Source organism: Myxococcaceae bacterium JPH2 (genome assembly GCA_016458225.1).
GTDB lineage: Bacteria > Myxococcota > Myxococcia > Myxococcales > Myxococcaceae > Citreicoccus.
On record JAEMGR010000010.1, the window covers coordinates 240,918 to 263,910 of the forward strand.

The 22,993-nt window shown below is 69.8% G+C and carries 22 protein-coding genes; 4 read left to right on the forward strand and 18 right to left on the reverse strand.

Annotated features, from left to right (window positions below; genetic code table 11):
• Positions 1-171: 171 nt before the first annotated feature.
• From JGU66_18355 to JGU66_18395, 9 genes are all read right to left on the reverse strand, one after another.
• Positions 172-561, reverse strand: a complete 390-nt coding sequence (locus JGU66_18355; protein MBJ6762731.1) for a hypothetical protein — start codon at positions 559-561, stop codon at positions 172-174.
• A gap of 123 nt (positions 562-684) precedes the next feature.
• Positions 685-1,221 (reverse strand): hypothetical protein, encoded by a 537-nt coding sequence (locus JGU66_18360; protein ID MBJ6762732.1) that lies wholly within the window; start codon positions 1,219-1,221, stop codon positions 685-687.
• Between the two features lie 118 nt (positions 1,222-1,339).
• Positions 1,340-2,134 carry a class I SAM-dependent methyltransferase gene (locus JGU66_18365; protein MBJ6762733.1) on the reverse strand — a complete coding sequence of 265 codons (795 nt, stop codon included), beginning with the start codon at positions 2,132-2,134 and terminating at the stop codon, positions 1,340-1,342.
• Entirely contained in the window at positions 2,124-2,900 is a 777-nt protein-coding gene (locus JGU66_18370; GenBank protein MBJ6762734.1) for an SDR family oxidoreductase, read from the reverse strand. Before JGU66_18370 ends, JGU66_18365 begins: the two co-directional genes overlap by 11 nt.
• Before the next feature lie 33 nt (positions 2,901-2,933).
• Entirely contained in the window at positions 2,934-3,764 is an 831-nt protein-coding gene (locus JGU66_18375; GenBank protein MBJ6762735.1) for a 3-keto-5-aminohexanoate cleavage protein, read from the reverse strand.
• Positions 3,761-4,159: a 3-aminobutyryl-CoA ammonia lyase gene (locus JGU66_18380; GenBank protein MBJ6762736.1), complete on the reverse strand. Its 399-nt coding sequence runs from the start codon at positions 4,157-4,159 to the stop codon at positions 3,761-3,763. The genes JGU66_18375 and JGU66_18380 overlap by 4 nt, the downstream gene beginning before the upstream one ends.
• Positions 4,156-4,941, reverse strand: a complete 786-nt coding sequence (locus tag JGU66_18385) for a cobalamin-dependent protein (GenBank protein ID MBJ6762737.1) — start codon at positions 4,939-4,941, stop codon at positions 4,156-4,158. Before JGU66_18385 ends, JGU66_18380 begins: the two co-directional genes overlap by 4 nt.
• 4 nt (positions 4,942-4,945) lie before the next feature.
• The gene (locus JGU66_18390; GenBank protein MBJ6762738.1) at positions 4,946-5,425 is read right to left on the reverse strand and encodes a hypothetical protein; all 480 of its coding nucleotides are present in this window, start codon (positions 5,423-5,425) and stop codon (positions 4,946-4,948) included.
• On the reverse strand, positions 5,422-6,972 hold the full coding sequence (locus JGU66_18395; GenBank protein ID MBJ6762739.1) for a lysine 5,6-aminomutase subunit alpha: 1,551 nt from the start codon (positions 6,970-6,972) through the stop codon (positions 5,422-5,424). Before JGU66_18395 ends, JGU66_18390 begins: the two co-directional genes overlap by 4 nt.
• A 342-nt stretch (positions 6,973-7,314) precedes the next feature.
• Here JGU66_18395 and JGU66_18400 point away from each other — a divergent pair, with 342 nt between their 5' ends.
• The gene (locus JGU66_18400) at positions 7,315-8,841 is read left to right on the forward strand and encodes a catalase (GenBank protein MBJ6762740.1); all 1,527 of its coding nucleotides are present in this window, start codon (positions 7,315-7,317) and stop codon (positions 8,839-8,841) included.
• A gap of 108 nt (positions 8,842-8,949) precedes the next feature.
• Positions 8,950-9,555 carry an ankyrin repeat domain-containing protein gene (locus tag JGU66_18405; protein MBJ6762741.1) on the forward strand — a complete coding sequence of 202 codons (606 nt, stop codon included), beginning with the start codon at positions 8,950-8,952 and terminating at the stop codon, positions 9,553-9,555.
• 10 nt (positions 9,556-9,565) lie between these two features.
• On the opposite strand, the gene JGU66_18410 is transcribed toward JGU66_18405, so the two are convergent.
• On the reverse strand, positions 9,566-10,171 hold the full coding sequence (locus JGU66_18410; protein MBJ6762742.1) for a malonic semialdehyde reductase: 606 nt from the start codon (positions 10,169-10,171) through the stop codon (positions 9,566-9,568).
• 677 nt (positions 10,172-10,848) lie between these two features.
• On the opposite strand from JGU66_18410, the gene JGU66_18415 reads away from it, so the two are divergent.
• On the forward strand, positions 10,849-12,585 hold the full coding sequence (locus JGU66_18415) for a fibronectin type III domain-containing protein (protein ID MBJ6762743.1): 1,737 nt from the start codon (positions 10,849-10,851) through the stop codon (positions 12,583-12,585).
• 15 nt (positions 12,586-12,600) lie between these two features.
• Here JGU66_18415 and JGU66_18420 read toward each other — a convergent pair whose 3' ends face one another.
• The 8 genes from JGU66_18420 to JGU66_18455 form a co-directional block, all read right to left on the reverse strand.
• Positions 12,601-13,632 carry an L-erythro-3,5-diaminohexanoate dehydrogenase gene (locus JGU66_18420; protein ID MBJ6762744.1) on the reverse strand — a complete coding sequence of 344 codons (1,032 nt, stop codon included), beginning with the start codon at positions 13,630-13,632 and terminating at the stop codon, positions 12,601-12,603.
• 14 nt (positions 13,633-13,646) lie between these two features.
• Entirely contained in the window at positions 13,647-14,654 is a 1,008-nt protein-coding gene (locus JGU66_18425; GenBank protein MBJ6762745.1) for an alpha/beta hydrolase, read from the reverse strand.
• 28 nt (positions 14,655-14,682) lie between these two features.
• Positions 14,683-15,666, reverse strand: a complete 984-nt coding sequence (locus JGU66_18430) for a uracil-DNA glycosylase (GenBank protein MBJ6762746.1) — start codon at positions 15,664-15,666, stop codon at positions 14,683-14,685.
• Positions 15,667-15,736: 70 nt separating this feature from the next.
• Entirely contained in the window at positions 15,737-16,963 is a 1,227-nt protein-coding gene (coaBC, locus tag JGU66_18435) for a bifunctional phosphopantothenoylcysteine decarboxylase/phosphopantothenate--cysteine ligase CoaBC (protein ID MBJ6762747.1), read from the reverse strand.
• Between the two features lie 52 nt (positions 16,964-17,015).
• Positions 17,016-19,997, reverse strand: a complete 2,982-nt coding sequence (locus JGU66_18440) for a carboxypeptidase regulatory-like domain-containing protein (GenBank protein ID MBJ6762748.1) — start codon at positions 19,995-19,997, stop codon at positions 17,016-17,018.
• A gap of 97 nt (positions 19,998-20,094) precedes the next feature.
• Entirely contained in the window at positions 20,095-21,372 is a 1,278-nt protein-coding gene (locus JGU66_18445) for a Stp1/IreP family PP2C-type Ser/Thr phosphatase (GenBank protein MBJ6762749.1), read from the reverse strand.
• Positions 21,373-21,442: 70 nt separating this feature from the next.
• Positions 21,443-21,955: an FHA domain-containing protein gene (locus tag JGU66_18450; protein ID MBJ6762750.1), complete on the reverse strand. Its 513-nt coding sequence runs from the start codon at positions 21,953-21,955 to the stop codon at positions 21,443-21,445.
• A 27-nt stretch (positions 21,956-21,982) separates the two neighbouring features.
• Positions 21,983-22,597 (reverse strand): hypothetical protein, encoded by a 615-nt coding sequence (locus JGU66_18455; protein MBJ6762751.1) that lies wholly within the window; start codon positions 22,595-22,597, stop codon positions 21,983-21,985.
• Between the two features lie 139 nt (positions 22,598-22,736).
• On the opposite strand from JGU66_18455, the gene JGU66_18460 reads away from it, so the two are divergent.
• Positions 22,737-22,949: a hypothetical protein gene (locus tag JGU66_18460; GenBank protein MBJ6762752.1), complete on the forward strand. Its 213-nt coding sequence runs from the start codon at positions 22,737-22,739 to the stop codon at positions 22,947-22,949.
• Positions 22,950-22,993 lie beyond the last annotated feature (44 nt).

Sequence of the window (22,993 nt, forward strand, 5' to 3'; positions counted from 1 at the left end):
GGCTCCGAATCAACGAGGAGCCACCAGTCTGCGCCACCCGCTCGCGCACGTCACGCGATGCACACCTCAGCGGCCATCGGATCCGAGAGCTCGCCGTGGCTCGTGCTGGCTGGCGGCGAGTACGCGAGCGAATGGAAACTCCGCGGCACCGCGCTGGAACTGACGGCGGCCTTACGCGCCCTGCGGACGGGGCGCGACCGCCGCGCGGATGCGCTCGTGGAGCGCGTGGCGACGCTCGCGGAACTGCTCTCGCTGCGCCTCGGTGAGCGGCGCGCCGCTGGACTCGCGCGCGGCCTTCATTTCGTCGCGGAGCTGACGGGCCTCGGTCTTGAACTGGTCGGCCTGGGCCTGGCTCAGGCGGCCCTCGGACACACGGCGGTCCAACCGATGCTCCAGCTTCGCGAAGCCACGTCCCCCGCGGTGGCCCCCATGCCCGCGCTCGGAGTGCTCGCACGTGGAGGTGGCGGGCGAACTCGACGTCGTGGGCGCCTGCTGCGCGAGCGCGGGGAGCGCGAACAGCGCGACGGCGAGCGTGGAACGGAGAAGGGATGACGAACGCATGACGGGTTCCTCTGTCGCTGGGGAGCGCCGCGGCTCGACAGTGAGGCGCGGCGCTCGTTTCACAGGGAAGAACCCACGGGGCCCGGGATGGTTAAATCCACGGCCAACCCCGAGTGACGGCGACTACTGGGTGATGCAGTCACCCATGTCGTAGTTGAAGTCCTGGCGCGGCGTGTGGCCCGGGTCCTGGTTGATGAGCGCGACGTTCAGCTCCGTGTACGTGACTTCCTGGGAGCTGCCGATGACCGTCTGGGTGCGCACGTTGCGCGTGGTGGACACCACCACCTTGCCGATCGAGCCGTTCGGCTCCACGCGGTAGCAGTTCAGGATGTGCGGATCGGACGCCGCCACGCGACACGTGGTGTACTGACCGAAGACCGTGCGCTTCTCGAACGTGCAGCGGCAGTCCCACGGATCGTACTCCTCCGTGACGGTCGCGGCCTCATAGCCACCCGAGGCCGTGCGGACGATCTCGATGAACGAGCCGTCCTGCGGCTGCTCGCAGTACAGCAGCGTGTTCGAGGTCACGCGGTCCTTCTTGTTCGCGAGCTTCGCCGCGGTGGTGTCGCCCTTCGGCGCCTGAGGCGCGGGCTCACAGCCGAGCCCCAGCACGGCGCAGCCCAGAACGAGGACAGACGGGAGCTTCCAGGAGAAATGCATTCGCGTTCCTTTGGGAGAGGTCCGGAGCAGTCCGGACCGCGCGCATGGGAGCTTTTCCAGCTTCCCCACGCAACACCCATTTCGGTGGAATGGGTGCGCCTGGAACGTGACACGCGCGCTACGGCCGAGCGGGCTTCAGCGCGCGCGTAGCAATGAAGGGAGAGAGGAATTCCGAGAGGCGATCTCCCTCCATGTACTTGTCCTCGTACAACCCGATGAGGTGGAAGCCCGCGTCCGTCTGTCCGCCGAGCTGTTCCTCCAGCGAGTGCGCCACGCACAGCGGCTCGCCCTTGTCGGAGTACCGGCGCCGCTCCTCATCCGTCAGGCTGGTGAAGTCCGAGTACGGCATCGTGTACTTCAGTTGCAGATGCCCCTGCTCCTGCAGCACCGGATCGAAGAGGAAGCTGACGGGGTTGCAGACGCCAGAGAGGAGCACTCCCCCCGGGCGCAGCACGCGGAAGGCTTCCTTCCAGACGGGCCGAATGGCATCCACGAAGACGTTGGAGCACGGGTGGAAGATGAGATCGAAGCTCTCATCCGCGAAGACAGACAGGTCGCGCATGTCGCCTTCGACGAGTCGGAGATTCAGCCCCTCGCGCTCGGCCACCTTGCGGTCCTGCCCGAGCTGCGCGGGCGAGTTGTCGAACACGGTGACGTCCGCGCCCGCCGCCGCGAACACGGGGCCCTGCTGGCCTCCTGCGCTCGCCAACCCCAGCACCTTCTTGCCCTTGAGGTCCCCGAACCAGGACCTCGGCACCGGCTTGGTCGGCGTCAGCAACACCGACCACTCGCCGCGACGCGCCGCGGCGATGACTTCAGGCCCCACGGGCAGCGTCCAGCGGTTCTGCCCCTTGGTGACCTCTTGATTCCACGCCTCGCGGTTGTACGCGCGCACATCCACTTCAGCCTTCATGCAACACCCTTCCTTCCATGCCACCGGCAACGGTGATGACCTCGCCGGTGACGTGACCGCTGATCCGGTCTGACGCGAGCGACACCACCACCCGCGCCACGTCCTCGGGCTGCCCCACCTTGCGCAGCGGCATGGTCCGCGTGACGCGCCCCACGAACGCCGGGTCGTCCAGCTTGTTGCGGTGGCGATCCACCGCGGTCCAGCCCGGGCACACCACGTTCACCCGACCCAGCGGCGCGATGCGGCCCAGCTCGTTCTTCAGGCTCTTGAGGAAGCCGCCCGTGAGCGCGCCCTTGGCCGCCGCGTAGTCCGCGTGGCCCGCCTCGCCGAACAGCCCCGCTGTCGAGCTGATGATGACGATGTTGCCCGAACCCGTGGTGGCCACGTGCCGAAGGAAGGCGCGGCAACTCAGGAACACGCTGTCCAGGTTCTCGGCGAGCGTGCGCCGCCACCGGGCCAGCGACATCTGCCACACGGCCTCGTCGGCGGGAGGCCACACGCCCGCGTTGCACACGAGCACATCCAAGCGCCCCAGCCCCGACACCGCGGCGGGGACGAGCGCATCCACCTCGGCCTCCACCGTGAGGTCCGCGCGCACCGCCACGCCTCCTACCTCACGCGCCAGGTCGGCGGCCTTGGCGACGTTGGCGTGGTGGTGGACCGCCACGCGCGCGCCCTCCTCCGCGAAGGCGCGCACCAGCGCGGAGCCGATGCCGCCCGCGCCTCCTGTTACCAGCACGCCGTGGCCGCTCAGCCCCGTATCCATGTGCCTGTCTCCTCGACGTCGCTGGCGCGGGCTCTAGCCCAGGCGCAGAAGTTGGCGAGCCTGCTCGGGCGTGGCCAGCTCACGGCCGTGCGCCTTCGCGCGCCGGACCGCGTCCTGCACCAGCTCCCAGTTGCCCTTCGCGAGCACGCCCTTGGACACGTAGATGTTGTCCTCCAGGCCCACGCGCGCGTTGCCGCCCCGCTTCGCCGCCTCCTCCACGTAGGGGAGCTGGAAGCGACCCACACCCGCCACCGTCCAGGTGGAGTGCTCGGGCAACGAGGCGATCATGAAGTCCAGCACCTCGGGACGGGCCTGGAGCGTGCCCGGCACGCCGAGCACGAAGTCGAAGTGCGCCGGAAGCTCGACGAGCCCCTCCTTCGCCAGGTAGCGCGCCTCGTCGATCATCCCCACGTCGAAGCACTCCAGCTCCGGCCGGAGCCCCGCCCCGCGGATGCGCTTGGCGATGTCGCGAACGAGCGGGCGAGGATTCCAGAAGACCTCCTCGCCGAAGTTCACCGTGCCCGTGGTGAGCGTGGCCATGTCCGGCCGGTCCGCGCCCGTCAGCGTCAGCGGACCGCAGCGCTCGTCCACCGTCATGCCCACCGCGCCGCCCGTGGACGTCTGGATGAGCACGTCCGTGCGCTTGCGGATGGCGCGGATGGCGGCTCGGAACAGCTCCGCGTCCTGCGAGGGCTTGCCGTCCGCCGTGCGCACGTGCAGGTGCACCATGGCGGCGCCCGCCTCGCGGCAGCGGACCGCGTCCTCGGCGATCTCCTCGGCGGTGATGGGCAGGTGCGGCGTCTGAGCGCGCGTCGTCTCCGCGCCCACCATCGCCGCGGTGATGACCATGGGAGGCAGGCTCATCGCGCGCCTCGCTGCTTGTCCTTGGGCACCACGCAGGTGCCCGTGGCGCGGCACACCACCACGGGCTCGGCCAGCACGTCCGCCGCGGAGTCGTTCACGTCCGTGCGAGGACGGATGACCTTGCGCGCCTCGAAGCGCATCTTCCGGGACGTGTTGCCCTCCGAAAGAATCTCGCCCTCGGCCTCGATGAAGTCCCCGGCGTACACCGGCGCGAGGAACTCCACCGCGTCATAGGCCCGGAAGAGGCCCTCGTCGCCATCGGCGCGGATGCACAGCTCGGTGGCCACGTCGCCGAACAGGCCGAGCATGCGAGCCCCATCCACCAGGTTGCCGCCGTAGTGCGCGTCGTGGCTGCTCATGCGCAGGCGGATGACCGCCTTCATTCCCGTGCTCACTGCGGCTCTCCCTGGTAGTGCGCGTCCGCGGACTCCTTGCCCATCTTCTTGAGCAAGGCGTGAACGATGTAGTTGGCCACGTCCGACGGCTTGGTGCCCGGGCCGAAGCCCGCGTCGAAGCCCAGCTCCAGCGCCAGCTTGTGGTCCACGCGCGGGCCGCCCAAGAGGAGCTGCACCTTGCCGTGGATGCCCGCGGCCTTGGCCGCGTCAATGAACTGCCGCGAGTTGTCCTTGTGCACGTCGCGCTGGGTGACCACCTGGGACACCAGGATGGCGTCGGCGTTCTTCGCCATCGCCTTCTTGATGAGGTCCTCGTTGGGGACCTGGCTGCCCAGGTTGAACGCCTCGAACCCGGGGTAGCGCTCCAGGCCGTAGTCGCCCGCGTAGCCCTTCATGTTCAGGATGGCGTCGATGCCCACCGTGTGCGTGTCCGTGCCGGTGCACGCGCCGAACACGACGATGCGCCGCCCCACCTTCTCCTTGATGAGGCCGTTGAGGTCATCGAAGCCCATCTTGCGGACGATGACCTCGGGGACGTCGATCTCCGAGTAGTCGAGGTACATGCCCGAGCGGGCGTACACGATGAAGAAGGTATAGGTGTCCGCGGCGCGCTCGGCGGCGGCGACCTTCACGTCCGTGAAGCCCATCTTGCGGGCGAACACGGCCGCGGCCTCCTTGGCCTTCTCCGACAGCGGCACCGGCAGGGTGAAGGACAGCTGCACCACGCCGTCGTCGCGACGGTCTCCGTACGGACGGATGATCTGCTTGCTCGGCTTCACCATCGGCTCACTTCCCCCCTGCGCGCGTGAACATCACGCTCGTGCCCACCTTCTGGGCCAGCGGCGCGAAGCGGTCCTGCTTGCCCTGCTCCAGATGGAAGACCACCGACCAGGTCGTCTTCCCGTTGCAGCCCACGTACGTCATGGTCTGCACCGCGCCACTGCCATCCGCGGCCGTGTCCGAGTCCGTGCGCCAGGCCGCCGGCTGACCGCCCACCGACAGGCGCGTCCAGCCCGTGCCTCCGATGGAGCGGACAATCTTGTCCACGCAGACCTGGGCCTTCATGCCCGCGGTCTGCACCGCGCCCACGTCCACCAGGAAGTAGGCATCCCCCGACGGCGCCAGGAACTTGTCCGAGCCCTCCGCCATCGAGTGGGTCCATGCCGCCGGGACCTTCAGCGAGATGGACTTCACCGGGTACGCCGACAGCGCATCCGCCGAGCCGCCCGCGGCCAGCATCAACGACAGAAAGGTGCCGACCATCATGACGCCTCCAGGAGTTCCAGGAACGGGTTGAAGTAATCCGGAGCCTTCTCCAGCACGCCATCCAGGCCCTTGCCGCCGGTCTCCTCGCGCTTCACGTCGCCGAAGCGCCCCTTGCCGATGGCGGCCACCATGCCCTCGTCACGGCACTCCTGGAGAAGCTCCATCGCCTTGCCGAACACCTCGCGCGCGCGGTTGGCGATCTTCCCGTCCTCGCGGATGGTGAACTCCTCGTCGATGCCACGCGCCGCGCGGTGGATGTACGCCGCCGACTTGAGGGCCACGAAGCGGTCCGCGAGCAGCGGCGTGTGCATGGCCTCGGTCATCATGCCGAGCAGCTGGATGCCCTGCCGCGTCCAGATGGCCACCAGGTCCGCCATCACGTCGTACGCGTGGCTGAAGAAGATGTCCGTCTCCTTGTGCTTGGTGGGCGGCATGTACTTCAGCGGCGCGTCGGGGAAGCAGCGGCGCACCAGCATGGCCTGCGACAGCTCCAGGAGGAGCGTGTCGTCGCGGTACGGATCAATCTCGTACGAGTGGCCGATGCCGAGCTGCCAGTCCTTGAGGCCCGCGCGCTTGGCGAAGGACTCGTTGATGAACTGGCTGGCGATGACCGTGTGGGCCGCGTCGTAGGCGTCGGCCGTGGTGATGTAGTTGTCCTCGCCGGTGTTGATGATGATGCCGGCGAGCGCGCAGATGCGGCGGCTGAAGTACTGGTCGATGAACGTCCGACGCATGTTGATGTCGCGGAAGAGGATTCCGTACATCGCGTCGTTGAGGAGCATGTCCAGCTTCTCGTAGGCCGCGCAGAAGGCGATCTCCGACATGCAGAGGCCGGACGAGTAGTTGGTCAGCTGGATGTAGCGCTTGAGCTTGCGGCTCTCGTCATCCAGGGCCTCGCGCATGACGCGGAAGTTCTCCTGGGTGGCGTAGGTGCCGCCGTAGCCCTCGGTGGTCGCGCCGTGGGGCACGTAGTCCAGCAGCGACTGCGCGGTGGAGCGGATGACCGCGATGACGTCCGCGCCCGCCTGGGCCGCCGCGCGCGCCTGATCCACGTCGTCGTAGATGTTGCCGGTGGCGACGATGACGTACTTGTGCGGCGCCGGAGACATGGGGAACTGCTTGCGCAGGTCGTCTCGCTGGCTGATGCGCGCGCGCATGTCCTCCATGGCGGCGCGGGCCTCGGCGCGAACCTCCGCGCGCAGGTTCTGCTCCATCTCCGGAGACAGCGCGGCGAGCTTCTCGGTGGGCAGCGCGGTGAGGCGTTCCACGGCCTCCAGCGGACTCTTCGCCCCCAGTTGGAGGGCCCGGCCGTACCAATAGGCGGCCCCCTTGTTGAGCACCCCGGCGGCCTTCAGCTTGTCGACCATCAGGTTGGCGAGCGGCACCCCGCGCGCCCCGGCACCCGAGATGCCGAAGAACCGAAGAACGGTGCGCTCGATAGAAACAGTGGTGTTGTGGCGGATGAGGTCGAACGTCGGGTTGACGATCTCCTCCGCCAGCGTGCGCGCATGAGCTATCTGCGCGTCGTCGATGAACGGGCCTGGCATGCGCGGCACCATACCCGCCAAAGGGTCGGAAGTGCTCAAGAAACCCGGCACGCAACCCCCTCCAAGGTCCTCAGTTTCCAAGGCTCGCACGCTCGCCGCACCGCGCCGTGAACCCGCGCGCCCCGGAACCCGGGCCGGGCGTGCGCCTCCCTTGGCACTGACGCCACCACACCGGAATCCCGGTGACGCCAACCACCGAAATCCCGGTTCACGCACCGAGGGGACGGTGGCGAGATGCCACGGCTCACATCCAAGCTCTCGGATTCATTGAACCCAGGCGGACGGCACGCGGGCTGCTCAAGGGGTCGGGCGCAACGCCCTCTTCCCCACTGGAGCCCCCGCATGAAAGTCCATTCGTTGGTCCTCGCGGCCCTGTTCGCTGGCACTCCGACCCTGGCGGCCGGCACGCCGCCTCCCCTCACCACCGACTCGGGGGCGCCTGCGGGCACCAACCAGAGCTCCAAGACGGCGGGCCCGCGCGGCGGCGTGCTGCTGGAGGACTTCCACCTCATCGAGAAGCTCGCGCGGTTCGATCGCGAGCGCATCCCCGAGCGCGTGGTGCACGCGCGCGGCGTGGGCGCGCACGGCACGTTCGAGAGCTACGGTGACTTCTCGCAGCTGACGCGCGCGTCTCTCTTCTCAGCCAAGGGCAAGAAGACACCGATGTTCGTGCGCTTCTCCACCGTCATCCATCCGACGGGCTCGCCCGAGACGCTGCGCGACCCGCGAGGCTTCGCGCTCAAGTTCTACACGGACGAGGGCAACTGGGACCTGGTGGGCAACAACCTGCCCGTCTTCTTCATCCGCGACGCCATCAAGTTCCCGGACATGGTGCACAGCCTCAAGCCGTCACCCGTCACCAACCGACAGGACCCCAATCGCTTCTTCGACTTCTTCTCGCACGTGCCCGAGTCGACGCACATGCTCACGCAGGTCTACTCGGACCTGGGCATCCCGGCGAACTACCGCCAGATGAACGGCCACGGCGTCCACGCCTTCAAGTTCGTCAACGCGAAGGGCGAGGTCCGCTACGTGAAGTTCAATTGGAAGTCGCAGCAAGGCGTGCGGAGCCTCACCGCCGAGGACGCCGCGCGCGTCGCGAGCCAGGACTTCCAGCACGCCACGCAGGACCTCTACACCTCCGTCCAACAGGGCAAGTTCCCCGTGTGGGAGCTGAGCGCGCAGGTGTTGGATCCGAAGGACCTGGATGCGTTCACGTTCGACCCGCTCGACGCCACCAAGGTCTGGCCCGAGGCCAAGGTGCCCTCCGTGAAGCTCGGCAAGTTCACGCTCAACGCCATGCCGGACAACTTCTTCGAGGAGACGGAGCAGGCCGCCTTCTCGCCGGGCGTCGTGCCTCCAGGCATCGAGCCCTCCGAGGACCGCCTGCTGCAAGGCCGGCTCTTCGCCTACGCGGACACGCAGCGCTACCGCATCGGCGCCAACTACCTGTCATTGCCCATCAACCGCGCCCAGGCTCCCGTCCACAACAACAACCAGGGCGGAGCGCTCAACGCGGGCCACACGAAGTCGGACGTCAACTACGAGCCGAGCATCACGCGCGAGACGGCCGATGCCCCGGCGTACCTCCTGTCCGATGCGCCCCTGACGGGCAGCACCCAGCAGCGGCCCATCGACAAGGCGGACAACTTCTCGCAGGCGGGTGACTTCTACGCGGCGCTCAGCGCCCCGGAGAAGGAGCGCCTCGTGAAGAACCTCGCCGCGGACCTGGGGCAGGTGCGCGACGCGAAGGTGAAGGCGCGCATGGTCGGTTTCTTCTACAGCGCGAACGCCGACTACGGCACGCGGCTGGCCAAGGCCGTGGGCGTGACGCTGGACGACGCCCGCGCCACCCTCGCCGCGCGATAGGTCGAGCGCTGCCGGCCCTCGGCGCACGCAGCGTCGAGGGGTTTCCTTTTCGTTCCGCCCTGCCCTCGCGCGCCTCATCGGTCCGCGCGAGGACACCTGGAGGTCGTCATGGTTCGCAGACTGTTGCTCGCCGTCGTGGGACTCATGGGTGTGGTGGGGCTGGTGCTCGTCGCGGCCTGGTGGTCCCTGCGGGCGCCGCCCCGCGAGGGTCGATTGCTCGCGACGAGCGAGGCGGAGCGCTACCTGCTGGCCGCCGCGCGGGAGGGCGACACCGAGGTGGTGACGGGGCTCGTGAAGGCGGGGACGCCCGTGGACGCACGTGACTCGCGCGGCTTCTCTCCGCTCATCCTCGCGGCCTATCACGGCCATGTGGACACGGTGCGCGCGCTCATCGCCGGCGGCGCGGATGCTTGCGCGGGCGACAATCGCGGCAACACCGCGCTCATGGGCGCCGCGTTCAAGGGCCACGCGGACATCGTCGCGGTGCTTCAAGAACAACCGTGCGCGGTGGATCAGACCAACCGCCTGGGTCAGACAGCGTTGATGTTCGCCGTGCTCTTCGGCCGCGACGACGTGGCCCGCCAACTGCGAGGGAACGGCGCGTCCACGTCTGTCCGCGATGCCAGTGGACGCAGCGCGGAGGACTGGTCGCGGACCCAAGCGCCCGAGTCTCCCGTGGCGCCCGCGCCGGATGCCCCCACCGCCGCGAGGTGAGCCCGAGGCGCTACTCGATGCGGCACGCCTCGTCGAAGTCGAGCCGCGGGTTGCGCGGGAAGAGCTTCGTCGCGTCGCCGTGCCCCAGGTTGAGCAGGAGGACGGTCTTCCACTTCCCATCGGGGAAGAACGTGGCGTCGACCTTCCCCGTGTCGAACCCGGCCATGGGTCCACAGTCGAGCCCCAGCGCGCGCGCGGCCATGATGAGGTAGCCGGCCTGGAGCGAGGCGTTCACCACGGCCGTCTGCGCGCGAGCCGCGGGCGGCATGTTCGCGAAGCCCGTGCGCATGTCTCGCGCGGGGAAGAGCTTCGGGAGCTTCTCGTAGAACTCGGTGTCGTAGGCGAGGATGGCGGTGACGGGCGCCGTCATCGTCTTGTCCAGGTTCCCGGGTGACAGCGCGGGCTTCAGCCGCGCCTTCGCCTCGGGACTCTTCACGAAGACGATGCGCAGCGGCTGGGCGTTCGCCGCCGTGGGAGCCAGGCGGGCCAGCGCGTAAAGCTCGCGCAACACTGAGTCCTCCACGGGCACGTCGTGCCAGACGAAGTGCGTGCGCGCGTCGCGAAAGAGTTGATCCAACGCCGAGGCGGCGAGTGTGGGGGTCGTCTGCACGGTCATGGAGAGTCCCTGGGGTTGCGAGTCGCGCCGCAAACGTAAGCACCTGTCTCCAACGCGTCCCGCCTGCCCGCCCGCGCCCGCCAGGGCAGGCCTCCGCCCGAGCGGAGCGCCAGTTGGGTGGCGTGTCGCCTCGCATGGCTTCGGCTCCATCGCGCATGCGGATCAGCCCGGCGGTTCGGCGTCGGACCGCCCATGCAGACTCGCGCCATGACTTCTGGACAGCGCGCCGCCTCCTGCGCACCGGTGGCGCGCGCGACCCGGGTCAATGGCTCTCACGCACCTCGCGTGGCGTCGGATCCGACCTCCCCTGCGAAGCGGCGCGAAACGCAGTCGTCACGTGAGATGCATCGCCGCGCGCAGATGAGCTGGCGTAGCGTCCGCGGCCGTCATCACCTCCTCGCGAGGCCGCATCACGCGCTCCGAAGCCCATCCCCAACAGGCGATGGCGCCAGCCGGAAGAGGACGCGCGAGTGCTTGCAGGACCCACTCAACCTGTCGGGTTTTCGCCGCAGGAACGGCATTGGAGGCATGGAAGACGCCTTCAGCGTTTTCCACGCAACCCACGTACAAGCCGTCAACCTCCACGCTTGACTCGACATACACTTCTGTCCACATATTCCAGTATCGCTGGAGGTATTCTAGTGAAGAAGCAAGTCGCGAATCCGTGGTGCAGCTGGATGGGCGGAGTGTTGGGGTTGATGTTGACCGCATGCGGGCCGGCCAATGGAGGCCACACCGGACCCGAGGATGGACCGCCTGGCGCACCGACCGCGGTGACGGCCCAGGCGGGAGATGCGCTGGCGTTGCTGACGTGGAAGGCACCTGCCTCCGATGGCGGCGGACCGCTCCTCTACTACGTGGTGCGGTGCAATCCGGACTGTGGCGGCGCGCTCGTGTCCGCGCCGGACGTGCAAGCCACCGTGCGCGGCCTCAACAACGGGCAGCCCTATGTCTTTCACGTCAGCGCCGTGAACGAGTTCGGCGAGAGCGAGGCGTCCGTCGAGACGGTGTTCGTCACGCCGCAGGCGGGCATGGCCATTCCGTCGCCCACCATCCCGGGCCAGCCTCGGGCGGTGCGCGCGACGGCGGGCAACGGGCAGGCCTTCGTGAGCTGGCTGCCGCCAGCGAGCTTCGGCGGACAGGCGCTCCAGAGCTACCGCATCACCGCGAACCCGGGCGGCGCGTCGGTGACGGTGAACGCGCCCTCGTCGAGCGCGGTGGTGACGGGCCTGAGCAACGACACCAACTACGCGTTCGAGGTCGTCGCGCTGAACGCCTCGGGCGAGGGCCCCACCATTCGCTCCGGCGAGGTGCGTCCGCGCTCGGGCGGCCTGCCGGCGAACTGGGTGATGGGCTACTACGTGGGCTATCAGCGCGGCCTGTATCCGGTGGAGACCGTGGACCTCTCGCTGCTCACGCACCTCGCGGTGGGCCGCGTGCGTCCCCGCGCGGATGGGTTCCTCATCACGGACTTCGACGTGAGCGCGACGGAAGGCCCGGTCATGGCGCGCAAGCTGACGGACCGCGCCCACAAGGCGGGCCGCAAGGCCATCATGATGCTCGGCGGCATGGGTGAGCATGACGGCTTCGTGGGCGCCGCGTCGCCCGCGAGCCGCGCGTACTTCGTGCGCAACATCCTCACGACGATGACCGAGCTGGGCTTCGACGGCGTCGACGTGGACTGGGAGCCCATCAACCTGCCGCCGCAGGGGAACGATGGACAGCTCCTGCTCGCGCTGCTGGATGATCTGCGCGCCGCGCGCCCCGACATCCTCATCACCGTGCCGGTGGGCTGGGTGAACGCCAACTTCAAGATGGGCGACGCGGACAAGGCCTTCGCGCGTGAGCTGGCCGCGCGCGTGGACCAGATGAACGTCATGTCCTACGTCATGAGCGGCAACTGGGGCGGCTGGCAGAGCTGGCACTCGAGCGCCCTGCTCGGAGAGGACTCGCACCACCCCACGTCCGTCTCCAGCTCCGTGCTCGCCTATCTGGACGCGGGCGTGCCTCGGGGCCGGCTGGGCATGGGCATCGGCTTCTTCGGCTCGTGCTGGCGCGGCGTGACGGCGCCGGGCACGCCGCTCGATGACCGCACGGTGTTGGAGCAGCAGAGCGACAACGCCATGAGCTACGCCAACATCATGACCTGGTACTACACGCCGGATGCGCTGCGCTGGGACGAGGCGGCCCAGGCCAGCTACCTGAGCTTCCCCTCCGCGGCGGGGCCCCAGCACTGCAACTACGTGTCGTTCGAGGATCCCCGCTCGGTGTCCGCCAAGGGGCGGTGGGCGCGCGAGCAGGCCCTGGGAGGGACCATCATCTGGACCATCAACCAGGGCCACCTGCCCAACGCGCCCGCCGGGCAGCAAGACCCGCTGCTCCAGGCGGTCTACACGTCGTTCCTGGCGCAGTGAGCGCGCGGGACGCGCTCAGACGTAGCGCGTCTCGAAGAGCTGGCGCAGCGCGGGCTCGGTGCGCAAGAGCTCCAGCGTGAGGCTGGCGTGGCCGGGGACGTAGCCATTGCCCACGAGCATGGTGACGTCCTTGCCCACGCCCTCGGCGCCCAGGGCCGCCGCGGTGAAGCTGGTGGCCATGGAGAAGAAGATCGCGGTGCCGCCATCCTTGACGGAGAGGATGGTGGCCATCTCCGTGTTGCCCACGCTGGCGCAGTTGACCACCAGGTCGCAGAGCTGACCGCCCGTGGCCTGACTCACCGCCTCCATCACGTCCACCCCCTGCGTGGCGTCCACCTTCAGGGCGGAGTCACACAGGCCGATGGCGGACAGCGCGTCGAGCGCCTTCTGGGAGATGTCCAGGGCCAGCAGGCGCCCGCGGCTCTCCAGGTTGCGCCGCGCCTGGGCCAGACAGAGGGCGCCGCTCTTGCCCGCGCCCAGCACCGCCACCGTCATGCCCGGGCGCACGTGCCGCGCCACCAGCGCGGGAGCGCCGCACACGTCGAGCGCCGCCAGGGCGAGCGTGTCCGGGAGGTCCGAGGGCAGCTTCGCGTAGATGCCGCTGGCGAACAGCAGCGCGTGGCCGCGGATGTCCAGCCGGTCGATCTCGGGGTGCACCGCCTTCACCTCGTCGATGACGAGCGGCGTGAGCGTGAGGCTCACCAGCGTGGCGATGCGATCGCCCACCTGGAGCACGCCGCGCGCGCGGTGCTTGGCGCCCAGCTCCTTCACGCGGCCAATGAGCATGCCGCCCGAGCCCGTGACGGGGTTCTGCATCTTGCCGCGCTCGCGGACGATGTCCTGGATGCGCGCGGCGATGCGGCCCGTGTCCCCGCCCACCTCGTCCTTGATCTGCTTGAAGGACGCCGCGTCGATGTTGAGGCTCTCCACATCGATGAGCAGCTCTGACTCGCGGCACGGCAGCGAGGCATCCAGCTTGCGCGCGCGCTGCGGCAGCACGCCCTTCTCCCCGACGACGCGGGCCAGTCCATACACGTCGATGCTCATGGTCCCCTTCTCCCTCATTCCCGAGCCAGCCGCGGCATCACCACCGCCAGCGAGCGCTCGAACCGGTACGACACTCCCGTGTGGCCATCCTCGAACTCCTCGTGCACCAGCTCCACGCCGGCGCCCTTGAGGTCCTCGGCCATCATCCGCGTGCCCCAGCGCAGGTTGAACTCGTCGCGGGTGCCGCAGTCGAGGAACACCGTCTTCAGCTTGCGGAAGGCATCCAGGAACTTGGGAACGAAGCGCACGGGATCGTGCACGAGCCAACGGTTCCACACGTCCGAGCGCAGCCGCGCCGTCTGCACGTCGAAGGGCAATTCCAGATTGAGCGGCTCGCCCTTCTTCGGAGAGTACGCGGCGGCCATGGCCAGGATGTTCACCACGGGGAAGTCCTCGCCCCGCGCCTTCGTCTCGCGCACGCGCTTCTTGAAGTCCGCGAACCAGGCCTCCACGCCGCCCGCCTTCAGCAGCGCAGCGGCGGCCTTGGGCAGGTCCGGCAGGTAGCAATATTCGAAGTACGCATCCGCCGCGTGCGCGCCCAGGTGCGAGAACAGCTCCGGGTGGTAGCGGCCCATCATCAGCGCGCCATAGCCACCCGAGCTGTGCCCCACCACCGCGCGCGCGGCGGCCTTGGGCAGCGTGCGCCAGGTGCGGTCCACGAAGCCCACCACGTCCTTGGCCACGTAGTCGCGATAGCGCCCCAGCGCCTCGCTGTTCATCCACTGGCTGCCGCCCAGCGAGGTCCACCCGTCGGGGAACACCGCGATGGCGGGAGGCACCTCACCGGACGCGATGAGCGCGTCCAGCCGCTCCGGCACGGAAGGCGCGAAGCCCGAGGCGTTGGTCCAGGACCCCGCCCCATTGCCGAATGCGTGGAGGAAGTAGACGACGGGGTAGCGGCGCTCGTCCTCGCTGTAGCCCGGCGGCAGGTACACGGTCAGCCGGCGCCGGGAGGGGTCGCCCAGCGGGTTGGACTCCAGCGCGACCGACTGCAGCTCGCGGCTCTCGAGTGTTCCCTTCATCCGTGTCTCCCCCTCCGGGGACCCTCGCTCACGCGCGAGAGCCCGGAAGCTTTCCGAAGAGCTTCATCACCTGTTGCAGGTCCGCCCACGCGTTGCGCTTCTCCGCCGCGTTGCGCAGCAGGTAGGCCGGGTGGAAGGTGGGCATGAGCTGCACGCCCTCATACATGCGCCACGTCCCCCGCATCCGGGTGATGGGCGTGGAATCGCGCAGCAGCGTCTGCGCCGCGAACTTGCCGAGCGCCACGATGACCTTGGGCTGGAGCGCCAGGAGCTGCGAGCGCAGGAAGGGCTCGCACGCGGCGATCTCATCCGGCTCGGGATTGCGGTTGCCCGGCGGCCGGCACTTCACGACGTTGCAGATGTAGACGTCGTCGCGGCGGAAGCCCATCGCCTCGATCATCTTCGTGAGCAGCTCACCCGCCGCGCCCACGAACGGCACGCCCTGGAGGTCCTCGTTCTCGCCCGGACCCTCGCCCACGAAGACAAGCTCCGCGCGCGGGTTGCCCGAGCCGAACACGATATTCTTGCGCCCACTGCACAGCTTGCAGCGCTTGCAGTCGCCCAGCTCGCGGCGAATCTGATCCAACGTGGGCCGCTCGCCCTCCACCACGCCCGGCAGACCTGACGCCGCCCGGGCTGGCTGCGAAGGCACGTCGACGAGCATCCCCGAGGCCGCGGAAGCCCGGGCTGGAGCGCGCGGCGTCGCCGGAGACGCGATCGGAGCGGGAGGCGCGGCGCGCGGAGCCTCGGCCAACGGCGGCGCGGAGGGCGCCGTGCGGGGAGGCTCTGATGCGGCCACGGGGCGCGCGGGCGCGGCCTCGGCGGGCTTCGCGCGGGGCAGCATGGCGCGCATCGACGAGGCGGCCCGTTGCTGTTGCCGAAGCTCCGCGGCCACCTGGGCGTCGACCAGGAGCGCTCGCCCGCCGGTCTCCTCCTGCCAGAGCAGGTGGCGGCGCACGTCCTGAAGCACGTCGGCCAGCTCCTGCGCGGATTCGAGCGTCTCGTCGTTCACGGTGGGGTGGATCGGTAGCGGAGCAGGCCCCGGGAGGCAAGGAGGCACCGCTCTGAAGGTGCCCCCACGCTTAGCCCACGGGGGCCGCTCGCGCCACAAAGAGCGCGGACAGGAGGCTCCGCGCGACGTCGCGCTTGGTGCCCTCGAAGACCTGCTCGGCACCCGCGCGAGTCAGCAGCGTGACGCGGTTCGTCTCGGTGCCAAATCCCGCGCCGGGCGCCGACACGTCGTTGGCGACGATGGCGTCCAGGCCCTTGCGCTCGAGCTTCTCGCGCGCATGCTTCAGCACGTGCTCGGTCTCGGCCGCGAAGCCCACCAGCAGGGGCCGCCGCGCGGCGGCCGCCACCCGACGCGACGCCTCCAGCAGCACGTCCGGGGTGCGCACGAGCCGCAGCGTCTCCGGGGTCTCCCCCTTCTTCACCTTCTGGGGCGCCCGCGTCTCGGGGCGCCAGTCACTCACGGCCGCGGTGGAGATGAAGGCATCCACGGACTCCACCCGTGCGAGGACCTCGCGCGCCATGTCCTCCGCGCTCACCACGTCGACGACGTCCAACCCGGTGCGGTCCACCGCGCCCACGGGCCCCAGGACCACCGTCACGCGGGCCCCCAGGGCCCGGGCCTCGTGCGCCAGCGCCAGGCCCATCTTCCCGGTGGAGGGATTGGAGATGAAGCGGACGGGGTCCAGGTACTCGCGCGTGGGCCCGGCCGACACGAGGACGTGCCGCCCATGGAGCGGCCCTGTCCCCAGCCGCGAGGCCACCGCCTCGACGATGTCCCGCACTTCGGCGAGGCGCCCTGCCCCCACGTCGCCACAGGCCAGCATCCCGGCCCCGGGCCCGACCGCGGTGAACCGGGGACTCGCGAGCAGGACGGCCACGTTCTCCTGGGTTCGCTCGTTGTCCCACATCGCCACGTTCATGGCGGGGGCCACCACGACGGGGCCTCGGAAGGCGAGCAGCGAGGTCGTCACCGCGTCGTTGCCCAGGCCCGCGCGCAGGCGCGCCAGCAGATCCGCGGTGGCGGGGGCGACGACGTAGGCCTCGGCCCAGCGGGCCAGGTCCAGGTGTCCGAAGTTCCCTTCCTGCGCGGGGTCGAAGTAGTCCGTGAGCACGGGGTGCCCGGAGAGCGCCTGGAAGGTCAGCGGGGTGACGAACTGGCGGGCGGCCTCGGTCATGGCCACGCGCACCTCCGCGCCCGCACGGCCCAGCTCCCGCACCAGCTCACATGCCTTGTACGCCGCGATCCCGCCCCCCACGCCCACGACCACCCGGCGGCCCTTCAGTGCCGATGCGTCCATGGGCCATTCCTTACGCGCCGCCCCGTCGGCTCGCAACCGAGCCGAGGCTCCGTTACTCCAGCAGGGACACCTCGCCGCGCGCCGGCACCTCGACCACGCGCACCACGGGGCCCTTTCCGGGGCTCTCCGTGTGGAAGTTGCCCCACACCACGGTGTAGCGCCCGGGGGGGAGGCCCTGGACGACCACGCGCTCGGCCAGCGGCTGGTAGATGAGCTGGGCCCAGCGCGAGCGCAGCAGCTCCAAGGGGGGATTTCCGACCCCGGGGACCTCGCCCGCCACCACCCAGAGGGCCTTGCCGTGCGCGGGCGCGAGCACGAGGGTGAGGCTGGCGCTCCCGGGCACGGGCCCCAGGTCCAGGCGCATGTCCGAGCCGGCCACCTGCACCACCAGCGCCGGCTGCTCCGGTGACTCCCGGGCGCTCGGGTCCCCCACCGCGAAGCGGTAGTTGCCCGGCTCGATGTCCGCGCTGTAGCGCCCGTCCGCGCCGGTGATGAGGGACACCGACTCGCTCCGGTCCGCGTTCATGCCGTCCACCTGGATGCCCGCGGCGGGCTGCCCGTTCGACAGGAACACGCGCCCCGTCAGGTGCGTGGCCGGGCGCAGGGCGACCTCGATCGGCGCCGAGCCACCCCGAGGCGCGGCCTGCGTCCCGCTCAACCGCCCCTTCCGCGCGGACACGGTGAACTGCGAGACATAGGGAGGGCTCGTGAGCGTGAAGCGCCCATCCGGGCCCGAGAGCACGGACTCGTCGCACACATCGCACGTCACCACCGCGTCCGCCACGGCCGTTCCGCTCTCGTCTCGCACCCGCCCCGAGACGGTCTGCGCCTTCTCCAGGACGACGTCACCCAAGTCCTCGCGCGCGGGCAGGTCCACCATGGTCGGCTCGTAGCCCGCGGCCTCCACCGCGGCGATGACGCGGTCCCCGGCCCGGGGCAACGGCAGCTCGAAGCGGCCGTCCTCACTGGCCACGTCGTTCTCGTCCACGCGGAAGCGCCGAACGGGCTGGCCATCGCTCCCCACCACCCGCCCGCGAAAGACATCGCGGCGGCGCAGCGTCACGCGCACAGGCGGGCCACCGGGACGCCCCTCGGGCCGATCCACCATGTCATAGCGAGGGTGATGCACCTCGATGCGGTAGGCGCGATCCGCCTTGAGCGAGCGGAACTCAAAGTGGCCGCGCGCGTCGGACTGCGCCGGCTCGGCACCGCGCGGGATGAGGCCCAGCATCGCCTCGGCGACAGGCGCGCCCTGCTCGTCCACCACGTCGCCTCGCAGCGGCGCCCCCGCGTCCAGCTCCACCGCGAGCTTGGCCGTCTGCCCCTCCACCACCGTCACCTGCTGCCGATCCGAGGGGACGTACTCCGGATGCGACACCACCAACCAGTACGTCGCCGCCGGAAGGCCGCGCATGGGCACCACGCCGTCCGAGCCCGAGGAGCGGTCGCTGCGGAAGATGCCGTCCTGCTCCACCCACATCATCACGTCCGCCCCCTCCACCCGGCGGCCCCCGCTGGACACCGTGACCTCCAGCGCGGCGTGCGGCTCCAGCGACAGCTCCACCCCCGAGGCGGGCGCGGTGACCTTCACCTTCCCGCCGCCCCACTCCGAGTGGTGCGCGTGCAGCTCGTAGAGGCCGGGCATCGGCACCTGCGCGATGAAGCGCCCGTCCGCATCCGCCAGCACCGCGTCCCCCGTGGGGTTCACCAGCACGGAGACGTTGGCCGCGGGGCGCCCGTATTCGTCGAGGACCTGGCCGCTGATGGTGGTGGCCCGCGACATCTCCACTTCAAGTGACGTCTCGCCCTTGGCCACGCGCGCGGGGACCTGGTTGTCCTTGAAGCCCTCCGCGCGCACGTTCACCACGTAGTCGCCGTAGGCCAGCGGCCCCAGGTCCGCGAGCGCCCCGGTCTCCAGGCGGTCCCTCCGCAGCAACTCGTTCCGCACCGTGCGGAGGAACAGCTCCGGCTTCGGCACGGGCTGCCCCTCTTCGTCCACCACCGTGACGAGCAGCCGCCCCGCCTCCTCCAGCTCCAGGGTGACCTGGGTGACGCGCTCGGAAAGCGTCACCGTGCGCGGCGCCGAGCCCAACCCGGGCGCCTCCGCCGTCACGACGACCTCGTCCGGATACAGCCCCGTGAACTGGAGCGGAGGCCCCTCCGTGCGCTGCTCGCGCGACAGGTGGTCGCCGCGAATCCGCACCCGCGCCGGCGCGGGCTGTCCCTTCCGGGTGACCCGCACCTCCAGCGTCCGGGAAGGCGCCAGCACGAGCCGCAGCGCCTGAGGCCCCGCCTCCACCTGCGACTCGGCCGTGGGCTGGAACCCCGCCGCGGTGGCGAGCACATAGAACGGCCCCTCGCCCAGGCCACTCAGCGAGAACGCCCCATCCGCGCCAGCGCTCACCTCGAAGGGCAGCGGCACCTTGCGAGACACCGCGCGCACCCGGGCGCCAGCGACAGGCCGACCCGCGTCATCCACCACAAGCCCGGAGATGGCGCGCAGCGGCGGCAGGAACAGGTCCACCGGCTCACCGGGCGCCGCCCTGTCTCGCAAGGCCACGCCCAACCCGGGTGCCCGCGCCCAGACAGAGAACGACACCCCGACCAGATGCTCGAAGCGGAAGCGCCCCTCCGCGTCCGAGCGAGCCGTGGCCCGCGCCGTGAGGAAGCCGCGCTGCTGCTCGAAGAACTCCAGCGTGTGGAGCGTGGACTCGTGGGCCGTGCACGCCAGCAGCGCCTGGCCACACTCATCGCAGCGCACGTCCACCAGGGTCCGCTCGGCGGAGGCGGCCAGCGACACGTCCGCGCCCGCCACGGGCTTGCCCGCCGAGTCCAGCACGCGCCCCGTGAGCGCCAACCCCTCGCCCTCGCCGGAAGTCACCTGGACGGCAGCGAAGTCAGGGAGCGAGCGGGGCGAGACTGACCCAGGCACCTCGCCACGACGAGCGGCGGGGGCCACGCGGGGCCAGAAGGTCGCGGCCAGGGCGGCGACCAGCGCGACGGCCACCCCGCCTATGAAGACCCATTTGCGCATGCGCACGCGGCCCGGGACCTTACCTCGCGGCCGGCCCGGAAACCCCCGATTCCTCCAGGAAATTCCGGACCGTCGTCTCCCGGACGGGGGCGCGGGGCTATTCCTCGGCGAAGGGCTGGATGGCCTGGGCCACGGCCAGCTCCTGCCGCGCCTCGCTCAGCTCGGAGTTCGTGGCGCGCAGCCGGTCGCTCAGCACCTGGACGAAGCTCCAGAGCATCTTCACCGCGAGGATGGACTCGCGCTTCATGAGCCCCATCAAGTCCGAGCGGGCGATGACCATCGTGCGCGTGGGCTCGGTGGCGCGCACCGTGGCCGAGCGCGGCGCGTTGTCGATGAGGCCCATCTCGCCGAAGTGTCCTCCGGCGCGCAGCTCGGCGATCTCCACGCCGTTCTTCTCGATGGCCACGCGGCCGCGGATGACGACGAACAGCTCCTCGCCGGGCTGGCCCTCCACGACAATCTCGCGGCCCGCCGGGTACGTGCGCGTGGTGGCGATGGACAGGACCGCCGTCTGCTCTTTGTAGGTGAGGTGGCGGAACAGCGGAATCTTGCGCAGCGCCTCCATGCGCGACTGCGCCTCGCTCGTCTCCTCGCTGGCGAGCGTCGCGCTGTCTCCGGCGACCTTCACGACGACGGCGGTGATGTTGTCCTTGCCGCCCCGCTCGTTCGCCATGTCGATGAGGCGACGCGGGAGGTCCACCGGCGGCAGGCCGGCGACCAGCGGGAGGATCTCCTCGTCCTCGATGTAGCCGTGCAGGCCGTCCGAGCAGAGGATGAAGACGTCGCCGGGCATCAGGTCCACGATGAGCGTGTCGACCTGGACCGACTCCTGGATGCCCACCGCGCGCGTGATGACGTTGCGGTACTGCGAGGTGGCGGCCTGCTCCTTGGTGATGGTGCCGGCCTTGAGCTGCGCGGCCACGAGCGTGTGGTCCTCGGTCAGCCGGTGGCACTGGCCGTGGCGCACCAGGTACACGCGGCTGTCGCCCACGTGCCCGATGACGCCCTTGTTGCCGCCCACCGCGAGGCACACGAACGTCGTGCCCATGCCGCGCTTGGTCGAGTCCGTCATCGCCGTGCGGTAGATGTCCGCGCACGCGCGCTGCACGGCGACTTCCACCAGCGCCGCCGCCGCCGAGCGACTGTCCGCCGTGGGGTTGCTCGCCAAATCCTTGAGCAGGTGCCGGTTGGCCGAGACGTGCTGCTTGACGACTTCCGTCGCGCGCGCGCTCGCCACCTCGCCGGCCGCGTGGCCCCCCATGCCGTCGGCCACCATGTAGAGGCCGAGCGGCACATCGACCAACATGGCGTCTTCGTTGTGTTGCCGTTTCCGGCCAACATCGGTCAGCCCGAAGGCTTCTGTGGTCAAGGCCACCGCGAACGCTCCCGTTATGCCTGAGGGGTGACTGCGCACGTTACGCAGGCTGCGGAAGACGTGGCAAGACTCAGGACTTGAGTCGCGCCATCAGCAACCGCGTGAATCCGCTCGCCAGATAGAAGGACACCTCCACCTGGCCGAAGCGCAGCCGGGTCCCGTCCTCCAGCACCGTCGCCTTGCGCGCCGTGAGCCGGCCCCCCGCCACCCACGAGCCGTTCTTCGAGCCCGCGTCGGTCAGGAGGAAGCAGGACTTCCCCGCATCCCACGCAAACCACGCGTGAAATCGGGAGACACTGCCGTCATCCAGGACGACGTCGTTGTTGCCGGTGCGGCCCACGGTGATGCCCCGGCCGAACGCGTTGCCCTGCGATTTGACCAGGGGGAACACCACGGGGCCGTCCCAGCCCAGCGTGGGAGGCCCCGCGTTCGTCACGGTGCGCAGCCGGTACTCCTCGGCCTCTTCCTGCGGGCCCTCCACGGGCGCCGGCAGGAACACGAGCACCCCAGGCGGCAGGCCGCGTTCAAACTCGCCCCGGTTGCGCAGGTACCGGGAGACGTGGGCGCTGAGCAGCTCGGCCATGGGGATGGGCCGAGTCTACTCCTCGCGCTAGCGCCAATCCGCGAAAAATCCGACCATCGGGCCGCCTACGAAGTCCCGGGCAACACTTCGGCGCTTCAGCATGAACGGCTCGGAGTAGCCCACCGCCACCCCGAGTCCCACCGCATCCCACTGGTATCCCACCTGGACGCGCCCGGAGACGATGCCGGCCACGCGCTTGTCGGCGGGCACGTTGGTGAAGTGGGCGCCGTAGAAGACGGGGCCGCCGGACACCTGGAAGCCCCAGTGCAGGCCGCCCGAATCGCGGTGGTTGCGGTAGCCGAAGCCCGCCTGCACGGTGTGCTCGTAGTACGACGACACCGGCACGTCGTAGCCCTCCACCGCCGTGTCCGGCAGGGAGGCGGCCCAGGCCACGCCGCCCTCCAAGATGGCCACCCAGGCGTCGTGCCGATCCTGGAACAGCGTCGGCTCCCACTGGAGGCGCAGCTGGGGCGTCACCGCGCCATTCCGGAAGGTGGTCCCAATGAAGACGTTGCGGGGCAACCAGAACGGCGTGGGCGACTGATGCGTCTCCAACTTCGACGCGGACGCCTCTTCCTGGGCCATCGCCACCGAACTCAGAGCAAGCGAAAAAACCAGCAAAACACGGAGGTTGCGGAGCATGAACGCCCTTTCCCCCACGCCACGGGGTGCTTGTCAACCAACAGTTCGGTTGGCTATGACTGGGGGGTCACCTACGGATGGGCCGGGGCCGGTCGTTCACGGAACCACCCGCCGGGGGGCTCAAGGAGCTGGACCCCGCATGCCAGTCGTAACTGTCCGAGCCGGCAACAAACATCGCTCGGCGCCGATGGACACGCAGTTCAACACCCTGGTCCGCAAGGCCACCGAGAAGGCCTCCGGCCTCCTCGAGCAGAGCGATCGGGTGCTCGTTGTGTATGGCAAGGGCAGCGCCAGCATCTACTACGAGGGAGACACCCAAGAGTCTCCCGGCGCCGTGACCCGGGCGTCCTGAGGCCTCCGGGCCTCCGCCCGTCTTCCCCCAGAAAATCTCCCCCG